Here is a 1,344-nt window from a genome sequence, read left to right as displayed (position 1 = left end):
GATCGCCTGCATGGCAAGAGCTGTTGCGATATGGCTTTTTCCTGTGCCCGGTCCCCCGATCAGAACGACATTTTCGGCATGGTCAATGAAGGTGCCCCCATGGAGTTGACGCACCATCGCTTCGTTGATGTCGGCACAGGAGAAATCAAAACCTGCCAGATCCTTATAGGCTGGGAACCTTGCCGCTTTTTTCTGATAGACAATGGAGCGTATCTCCCGTTCTGCAAGTTCTGCTTTCAGAAGCTGGGAGAGAACCGGGATTGCTGCTTCGAAGGCCGGAGCGCCCTGTTCGGTCAGTTCTTCCGTGGCCTGAGCCATGCCATACATCCGCAGGCCGCGGAGCATGACGACAAGAGCGCCAGCAGCAGGATCATGACGCATGGCGGATCTCCCCACGCAGGGCGTCATAGCGGGAGGTATTGGCAAGCGGCTCACATTCAAGTGTCAGGGCCTGCGGCGTCTCAATCCGTGCTGTCGCGGTTTTTTTGCCATCCGTCAGACGATGCAGCGTATTGAGGATGTGCGTTTTGGTCGGGACGCCATCTTCAAGTGCCAGTTCCACCGCGCAAAGCACGGCTTGTTCGTCGTGATGCAGCACAAGGGCCAGGACCTCGACCATGTCACGCTCACCACCAGTCCGTTTGCGGAGATGCTCCTGCAGGACACGGAAGGCCTGAGGCAATTCGGCAAATGGCGCACCATTGCGCAAGGCACCCGGTTTGCGCTGAAGGACGGCCAGATAATGGCGCCAGTCATAAACCGTTCGACTGGACGCAGTGTGAGAGCGTTCAATGATCCGGCCATGCTCGCACAGCACACGTCCCTCGGCTACGATCACCAGTCGGGCGGGATAGACACGCAGACTGACAGGACGGTTGGCAAAGGACGCTGGCACGCTGTAGCTGGTGCCCTCAAAACGGATGAGGCAGGTCGGAGACACTCTCTTGGTGTGTTCGACAAATCCATCGAAGGGGCGCCCCATGCTCATCAGATGCGGCACTTCGGCGGCATGGGCCTCGGCGACACTGCCCGGCAGGTCCACATGCCGCTGATCTGCCCAGTGCTCACGGCAGCGCCTCTCAAGCCAGAGATTCAGGGCTGCAAGATCAGGGAAATGCGGCATCTCCTGCCAGATCTGGCGGCGGGCATCCTGAACGGTCTTCTCAATCTGCCCTTTCTCCCATCCCGATGCAGGATTACAGAAATCCGCCTCAAACAGATAGTGGCTCACAAGTGCGGAAAAACGCAGGTTTACCTGCCGGGCTTTCCCTCGCCCGACATGATCCACAGCTGTTTTCATATTATCGAAAATACCCCGGCGCGGCACGCCGCCCAGCATCCGGA

2 protein-coding genes are annotated in these 1,344 nt (G+C 58.4%); both read right to left on the bottom strand.

Going from position 1 to position 1,344, the window contains the following annotated elements; genetic code table 11:
- Positions 1-381, bottom strand: a 381-nt coding sequence (locus LOC54_RS12215) for an ATP-binding protein (RefSeq protein ID WP_279314052.1), incomplete at its 3' end; no start/stop codon positions are given.
- Positions 371-1,344: Mu transposase domain-containing protein (locus LOC54_RS12210; RefSeq protein WP_408740352.1), on the bottom strand; the 974-nt coding region annotated here is incomplete at its 5' end. The genes LOC54_RS12215 and LOC54_RS12210, both read right to left, overlap by 11 nt.

Source organism: Acetobacter sp. AN02 (assembly GCF_029759835.1).
Taxonomy (GTDB): domain Bacteria; phylum Pseudomonadota; class Alphaproteobacteria; order Acetobacterales; family Acetobacteraceae; genus Acetobacter.
Note: the sequence above shows the minus strand (reverse complement) of the source record. Positions and strands in the feature narration are given on the sequence as shown.